The 6,712-nt window shown below is 66.5% G+C and carries 7 protein-coding genes; 4 read left to right on the forward strand and 3 right to left on the reverse strand.

The genetic code is table 11. The features are described from left to right. Positions 1 to 29: 29 nt before the first annotated feature. On the reverse strand, positions 30 to 248 hold the full coding sequence (locus tag WB461_RS11385) for a hypothetical protein (RefSeq protein WP_423852849.1): 219 nt from the start codon (positions 246 to 248) through the stop codon (positions 30 to 32). A gap of 87 nt (positions 249 to 335) precedes the next feature. Beyond that, the gene (locus tag WB461_RS11390) at positions 336 to 1,103 is read right to left on the reverse strand and encodes a sigma-70 family RNA polymerase sigma factor (RefSeq protein WP_423852850.1); all 768 of its coding nucleotides are present in this window, start codon (positions 1,101 to 1,103) and stop codon (positions 336 to 338) included. Positions 1,104 to 1,330: 227 nt separating this feature from the next. On the opposite strand from WB461_RS11390, the gene WB461_RS11395 reads away from it, so the two are divergent. The 4 genes from WB461_RS11395 to lepB all read left to right on the forward strand — a co-directional run bounded on the left by WB461_RS11395 (position 1,331) and on the right by lepB (position 5,431). Continuing rightward, positions 1,331 to 3,724: an ATP-dependent DNA ligase gene (locus WB461_RS11395; RefSeq protein ID WP_423852851.1), complete on the forward strand. Its 2,394-nt coding sequence runs from the start codon at positions 1,331 to 1,333 to the stop codon at positions 3,722 to 3,724. Between the two features lie 44 nt (positions 3,725 to 3,768). Further along, positions 3,769 to 4,227 (forward strand): hypothetical protein, encoded by a 459-nt coding sequence (locus WB461_RS11400; protein ID WP_423852852.1) that lies wholly within the window; start codon positions 3,769 to 3,771, stop codon positions 4,225 to 4,227. Positions 4,228 to 4,337: 110 nt separating this feature from the next. Further along, a complete protein-coding gene (locus tag WB461_RS11405) occupies positions 4,338 to 4,715 on the forward strand; it encodes a TraR/DksA family transcriptional regulator (protein WP_423852853.1) in 378 nt (125 codons plus the stop codon). A gap of 53 nt (positions 4,716 to 4,768) precedes the next feature. After that, entirely contained in the window at positions 4,769 to 5,431 is a 663-nt protein-coding gene (gene lepB / locus WB461_RS11410; protein WP_423852854.1) for a signal peptidase I, read from the forward strand. Positions 5,432 to 5,446: 15 nt separating this feature from the next. Here lepB and nhaA read toward each other — a convergent pair. Further along, positions 5,447 to 6,712 (reverse strand): Na+/H+ antiporter NhaA (nhaA, locus tag WB461_RS11415; RefSeq protein WP_423852855.1); only part of this gene is annotated, 1,266 nt, incomplete at its 5' end.

The raw sequence follows: 6,712 nt of genomic DNA on the forward strand, positions 1-6,712 counted from the left end.
ACTCTGACCTTCGACCCGTCAGATCCGGCTCACTGAGATATCTCGCGGGCATGATCGTCAAACATCCCGACCGTCGCCCGCACCTCCCACCGGGCCGCTGACGAGCTTCCGGTCTCGACGCGGATCGCGACGTCGCCATCGACAGTCGTCGCCCGCGCGTCGACCCCGTCGTGCCGTCCGAACTCCTCGATCAGGTCGCCTTGGACCTGGGTACCGCTGAGCTGAAATGTCAGGGTCGCACGAGGCATGCTCGGATCCTTCGGTCAGCGGCGCAATCCGGTTGCCGTTGAACCGATAGGTCACTGTATCCGTTGGTCGCGGGGCGCCGCGGAGTTTCAGGCAGCGCCAACCAAACCAACCGAGGCACGGAGTCGCTCCAGCAGCTTCGCGAGCCGGCGCGAGATCTGCATCTGACTGACCCCAACCAGCTCGGCGATCTCCTGCTGCGTCTTGTCCTCGACAAAACGAAGACGGAGCAGCTCACGCTCGTCGTCACTCAGATCTCGGCACAGAGGGCCGACCGTGACCCAGTCGTCGATGAAGTCGTAGTCCGACCCCTCTGCGGCGATCGTCTCACCGAGCGGCCGCGCGTCATCTCGAACCGGTTGGTCGAGAGATGTCGGCGAGAAACAGCTGCGTGCGGCCATCGCCTCGCGCACGTCTCCGACATCTGCACCGAGCTCGTCGGCCAGCGCCGTGACGTCGGGCTGGTGCGAGTCTGCCTGCAAGCGACGCTCCGTGGCGCTGGAGAGGTCGGCCTGCATCTGCTGAATCCGACGCGGCGGCCGCACTCCCCAGCAGTGATCACGAAAGTACTTCTTGATCTCACCAAGGATCGTGACCGTTGCGAACGGGACGAACTCGCCACGGTCGTGATCGAACCCCCGAATCGCCTTGACCAAGGCGAAGCATGCGACCTGGACCAAGTCGTCGCGATCGGCGCCGCGGCCGGCATATCGACCGGCGAGATGATGCGCCAGGCCGAGGTGTCTGCGGACAACCTCATCCTCGAGCATCCTTCGCTCCTGATCGGTCGCCGCCCCTGCGGCTTCGATCAAAGCGGCTGTGTCGTCGTACTGCGAAAATGCGGGACTGATGTTCACGGAAACCCCCGGGGGCTCTCGATCCGTGCTCGGCAGCTGCTCAACCGGCTCGACCACTCTGGCACCGTCGACCCACCGAGCGCAAGAGGTTGTGGGCACCAATAACTAAATCTTCTAGTTCTTAAGAACTAGTTCCGCTTCAGATCACAGCCAGGTACCCGGGAGTTTCGCCCGATTCCACGCGGGTACGAACGTCCAGACTGATTGGGTGGGCGAAAGGAGGTCCGATGCCACGCACCAGGCAGACCCAGACTGTCGCTGTCGCCGGGCGTCGCTTCCGTCTGACGCACCCCGACAAGGTCCTCTACCCCGAAACCGGAACCACCAAGGCCGAGGTGATTGCCTACTACGTCGGCATTGCACCGCACCTGCTGCCCCACCTCGCAGGTCGCACCGTCACCCGCAAACGCTGGGTCGACGGCGTGGGATCGGCCGATCAGCCGCGGGAGGTCTTCTTCGAGAAGAATCTCTCGCCCTCGGCGCCTGAGTGGATCCGCCGGGTTGAGATCCAGCACCAGAGCCACGTCACGACCTACCCGGTCCTCGAGAGCGCCGCAGGGCTCGCGTGGATCGGACAGGTGGGCGCGCTGGAACTGCATGTGCCGCAGTGGCGGGTCGACTCGCACGGGGTCCCACAGCACCCCGACCACCTCGTGCTCGACCTCGATCCTGGCCCGGGCGCAGGCTTGCCTGAGTGCGTCGAGGTCGCCCACCGGGCACGAAAGCTGCTGCGCGAGCTCGACCTCCAGGTCTATCCGGTCACCAGCGGCAGCAAGGGCCTTCACCTGTACGCAGGTCTGGACGGCGAGCATGACGCCGAGTACGTCAACCGGTTCGCCAAGCAGCTTGCCCAGGTCCTTGAGTCCGAGCTGCCCGACCTGGTCGTCAGCTCGATGAAGAAGAGCGTGCGGGAGGGCAAGGTCCTGGTCGACTGGAGCCAGAACAATGGCAACAAGACGACCATCGCGCCCTATTCACTGCGTGGGACACCCGTGCCGTACGTCGCGGCGCCCCGGACCTGGCGAGAGCTGACGCCCGGCCTCCAGCAGCTCACGATGGACGAGGTGCTGATCCGGATGAAGCGCCGCAAGGACCCGCTGGCCGACCTCGACCCGGTGCCGCCGTCCGAGGATCGGCTGGGGCCCTATCGATCGAAACGAACGGCATCTCGTACCCCCGAGCCGATCCCGGACCAGATTTCCGGCGGCAGCGGATCCGCGTCCTTCGTGATCCAGGAGCATCACGCCAGCAGCCTGCACTGGGACTTCCGGCTCGAGCATGACGGCGTGCTGGTCTCGTGGGCCCTGCCCAAGGGGGTGCCGACTGATCCGAGCAAGAATCATCTGGCGATACAGACCGAGGACCACCCGTTGGAGTACGGCACGTTCGAGGGCAGCATCCCCCAGGGTCAGTACGGTGGTGGCGAGGTCACGATCTGGGACGCCGGCACCTACGAGCTGGAGAAGTGGCGAGACGGCAAGGAGGTCATCGCGACGCTCACCGGCCGGGCCGACGGAGGGCTGGGGGGGCCCCGCAGATTCGCTCTGATCAAGACCGGCAAGAACTGGCTGATTCATCTGATGGATTCGAGCCGACGTTCCAGAGATGACAGCAGGCCGGCACCGACCGTGCCCACCCGGCCGCTCAGTGACGGCTTCGTTGCGCCGATGCTCGCGACCCCCGGCAAGGCGACGGACATCGACCACGGGGGCGACACCACCGGGCACGACTGGGCGTTCGAGATGAAGTGGGACGGCATCCGGGCGATCGCGGTGGTGGACGGATCCGATGTCGCCCTCTTCAGCCGTCGCCAGAACGACGTCACGAACGCCTATCCCGAAGTTGTCGCCGAGCTGGCCGGACTTGGGCTCAGGGACACCGTGCTGGACGGCGAGATCGTGGCGCTGGACCACTCGGGTGCCCCGGACTTCGGGCGACTGCAGCGCCGCATGGGCCTGACCCGGACGTCCGAGATCGCTGCGGCGCAGCGCGAAGTGCGAGTCCAGTACATGGTGTTCGACCTCCTGCGGACCGAGGGCCAAGCGGTCACAGGTCAGCAGTACGACGATCGACGAACCGCCCTGCTGGACACCGGGATCGAAGGAGAGGTCGTCAAGGTCCCCCGTGCTTTTGAGGGATCACTGACCGAGGCGGTTGCCTCGAGCAGGACCCAGCACCTCGAGGGTGTCCTGGCCAAACGTCGGGACAGTCGCTATCACAGCGGCAAACGAGCGCAGGCCTGGATCAAGATCAAGCATCACCGCAGCCAGGAGGTCGTGATCGGCGGCTGGCGGCCAGGTCAGGGCGCTCGGGCCGGGCGGATCGGTGCGTTGCTCCTCGGCATTCCCGACGACGACGGTCTTCGCTACGTCGGACGGGTCGGCACAGGTTTCGGCGAGCGCACGCTCAACGACCTGCACCGGCGGCTGTCGGCCTCCCCTCGCAAGACCAGTCCCTTCCGCGATGTTCCCCGCGATGCCGCTCGCGATGCACACTGGGTGACACCCCGCTTCGTTGGCGAGGTCGCTTTCACCGAGTGGACTTCCAGCGGTCAGCTCCGCCAGCCCAGCTGGCGCGGACTGCGCACCGACAAGACACCGCAGGAGGTTGCGCTGGAGTGAGGTTGGACCCCGCACGAAACCATCATCGACACGAGGAGAGACTCATGGCACGACCGTCCAAGAACAAGACCCTGCGTAACCAGCTCGAGGATCGGCTGGACGATCTCAACGACCAGACCGAGGATCTCAGGCAACAGCTCGTCGAACGCGCTCCGGTCGTCCGCGACCAGCTGCTCGAGATGCTGCCTGACAAGGAGCAGCTGCGGGACCTGCGGGACGACCTGTTCGACCGCTTGCCTGAGAACGTGCAGGACCGACTCCCCGAGCGAGTCAAGCCCAAGCGCTCCAAGCTCAAGCGCATCGCGCTTCTCGGCGTCGTGGTCGGCGGTGGCGCTGCCGCCGTGGCGGCGGTACGGGGGCGAAGCCAGAGCACCCCGGCGCCGGATCCGTTCCCCCGGCCCACGGCAGCTCCAGCCCCAGCTCCCGCTCCCACGCACGCGGCACAGGCCGAGCCGGAGCATCCTGACGAGGAGGCTCACCAGCCGGGCCGCAAGAAGTCCTGACCGAATGCAGGTCCCCGGGCCAAGACCCGGGGGCCTGTGTCGTTCGTGGGCGAATGGGGCAGCCGGGGCGGGGTAACCCAAAGCGCATCGACGACCACCGGAGGCCCTCCATGACGACTGAGCTCGACCCGACCCAGGGTTCGATCTGGACCGACGAGGAGCTCGCGTCCGTGCGCTCCGAGCTGGTGGTCGCCGCGGACCGGCTCCGCGCCGAGATCGACGTCGCCGGCGGCCAGCTGGCACGGTCGGTGGCCGAGTCGACGCTGGAGGTCCTGCATGACGACCTCGATGTCGCGTCCCACCGGGCCGAGCTGCTGCAGGACGCCGTTCAGGCCGAGAATGCCGCGGCGATACTCGAACAGACCGAGCACGTGCTGGCCCGGCTCGACCTCGGCCTGTACGGCACCTGCGAACGCTGCTCAGGGCAGATCGCCCGACCGCGGCTTGAAGCCTTCCCGCGGGCCACGCGCTGCATCACCTGCGTCTGATCTGGCGCCCCGGCTGTGCCGACCGGTTCCGCCCTTCCCGCTAGGCTCACCCCGTGACGCAACAGAAGAAGAAGCAGCTGCCCGTCTGGCAGGAGTCGATCCTTCTGGTCGCCACCGCCATGGTCATGGCAGTCGTCGTCAAGACGTTCTTCCTGCAGGCGTTCTACATTCCGTCAGAGTCGATGGAGCCGACCATGCTGGTCGACGACAAGCTCCTGGTGCAGAAGGTCTCCTACTGGCGCGGCGACGTCACGCGCGGTGACATCGTCGTCTTCGACGACCCGGGCGGCTGGCTGAGTGGCGAGGCTTCCCGGCGCGCGTCCAACCCGATCCAGAAGGCCCTCGAGACCGTCGGGCTGTTCCCGACCGGTGGACACCTGATCAAGCGGGTCATCGGCGTCGGCGGCGACGAGGTCGTCTGCTGCACCGATGGCAAGCTCACGATCAACGGGAAGCAGATCGACGAGCCGTACGTGCTCGACGAGACCGCCACGAAGGACCAGGCGTTCGACATCCGGGTGCCCAAGAACCATCTGTGGGTCATGGGCGACAACCGTGGCAACTCCAGCGACTCCCGCGCCCATCTAGGCGATCCGGGTGGCGGGTTCATCTCCCAGGGATCCGTCGTCGGCAAGGCGTGGTTGCGGGTGTGGCCGATCAATCGGTTCGGATTCATCCACAAGCCCGACACGTTCAGCGCCAACCTGGCGCCTTGACGCCCCGACCTCAGATCAGGGGCTTTTGTCGTAGACGTCGGGAACGCCGTCAAAGTCAGCATCCACCGACTCCGCCTCACTGATGCGGCGGTAGGTCTTGTTGCGCCGCCGCAGGATCATCGCGGCGATCAGGGCCGCAAGCACCGAGCCGACCAGGACGCCGACCTTGACGTGGTCGTCCCGCATGCTGTCAGGGCCGTAGGCGAGCTCGCCGATCAGCAGAGAGACCGTGAAGCCGACGCCGGCCAGCACGGACAGCCCGAGCAGGTCGATCCACGCGAGATCGTCGTCGAGCTCGGCGTGCGTCATTCGCGAGACGGCGTAGGTCGTGCCAAAGATGCCGATCGTCTTGCCCACGAGGAGCGCCACGATGATGCCAACGGCGACGGGATCGGTCAGTGCATCGCGCAGGCCGCCGAATCCACCAACTGTGACGCCGGCCGCGAACAGGGCGAAGATGGGGACCGCCACTCCGGACGAGAAGGGCCGCACCCGGTGCTCGAAGTGCTCGGCCATTCCCGGACCGGCATCGGGCCCACCTGCAGCATCACTGCGGATGACCGGGACGGTGAACGCCAGCAGCACTCCGGCAACCGTCGCGTGGACCCCGGACGCGTGCACCAGGCTCCAGGCGATGAGGGCCAGCGGTAGCAACAACCACCACGATCGGATTCGACGCTGCACCAGCACGCCGAAGATAGCGATCGGGACGAGCGCCAGCGCGAGCCAGACCAGCTTGAGCGAACTCGTGTAGAACAGCGCGATGACGGTGATCGCCAGCAGGTCGTCGACGACCGCCAGGGTCAGCAGGAAGGTACGCAGCGCAGCCGGCAGGTGAGTGCTGATCACCGCAAGTACTGCGACCGCGAAGGCGATGTCGGTCGCGGTGGGGATCGCCCAGCCTCGGAGGGCTCCGTCACCCGTCCGCGCATTGATCGCCACGAAGACCAGCGCCGGTGCCACCATGCCTCCGACGGCCGCCAGGACAGGGATCGCTGCCCGCCGCGGCTCCCGAAGGTCGCCCGCGACGAACTCGCGCTTGACCTCGAGTCCCGCGACGAAGAAGAACACCGCCAGCAGTCCATCCGCTGCCCACACGGACAGCGAGAGATCCAGGTGCAATGCCGACGGTCCGATCGTGACGGCCTTGAGCGAGTCGTAGTCGTCCCGCCACGCCGAATTCGCCCAGACGACCGCGATGACGGAGGCGATCAGCAGCAGGACGCCGCCGACGGTCTCGCGCCGCAGAATCTCGGCAATGCGCTTGGTCTCCGCCCAGGA

The organism is Aeromicrobium sp. (assembly GCF_049587115.1).
GTDB lineage: Bacteria > Actinomycetota > Actinomycetes > Propionibacteriales > Nocardioidaceae > Aeromicrobium.

Coding starts and splice junctions, on each gene's coding strand:
- WB461_RS11400 (WP_423852852.1), top strand. CDS start 3,769: ATGGCACGACCGTCCAAGAACAAGACCCTGCGTAACCAGCTCGAGGAT.
- WB461_RS11395 (WP_423852851.1), top strand. CDS start 1,331: ATGCCACGCACCAGGCAGACCCAGACTGTCGCTGTCGCCGGGCGTCGC.
- WB461_RS11385 (WP_423852849.1), bottom strand. CDS start 248: ATGCCTCGTGCGACCCTGACATTTCAGCTCAGCGGTACCCAGGTCCAA.
- WB461_RS11405 (WP_423852853.1), top strand. CDS start 4,338: ATGACGACTGAGCTCGACCCGACCCAGGGTTCGATCTGGACCGACGAG.